This window comes from Streptomyces chisholmiae, from assembly GCF_031845445.1.
Taxonomy (GTDB): Bacteria; Actinomycetota; Actinomycetes; order Streptomycetales; family Streptomycetaceae; genus Streptomyces; species Streptomyces chisholmiae.
Map to the genome: position 1 here is coordinate 1 of NZ_JAVREO010000191.1, position 450 is coordinate 450.

Genomic DNA, 450 nt, shown 5'->3' on the forward strand with positions numbered 1-450 from the left:
GTGGTAGAGGTCGCCGCTGATCGGGCCCGGGTTGCCGGCACTGAGCGTCTGGCACAGGTGCGCCATGGCGTTCACCGCCGCGAGCAGCGGGCCCGCGGCGTGTATCGGATGGACCATGAGCAGGTTTCGCGACGGCGCGCCGACGATCACGCCGTGCGGCGTCACCGGCAGGTAATCGGGCACCAAGGCCCCGATGTCGAGGATCTTCGAGCCGACGAACACCGATTCGCCTGCCAGGATCGAGAATTCCGCATCATCGTCACTGCGGCGGATGACCTCGTCGATCGGCTCGGCGACGGTGTTGTACCGACCCGCCTCGCGCAACCGGCCGGCGTCCCGGGCGCAGACCTGGTCGGTGTTGAGGTAGGCGACGACGTCCGGGTAGTCGATACACAGCACCTCGGTCAGGCCGTCGGCGACAGGCCATCCGTACGACAGCATGCCCCCTGG

Annotated in this window: 1 protein-coding gene; it reads right to left on the bottom strand. The window is 68.2% G+C overall.

Annotated features, from left to right (window positions below; all coding sequences use genetic code 11):
- The coding region (locus RM844_RS32755) for a hypothetical protein (protein ID WP_311671075.1) at positions 1–441 on the bottom strand (441 nt) is incomplete at its 3' end.
- Positions 442–450 lie beyond the last annotated feature (9 nt).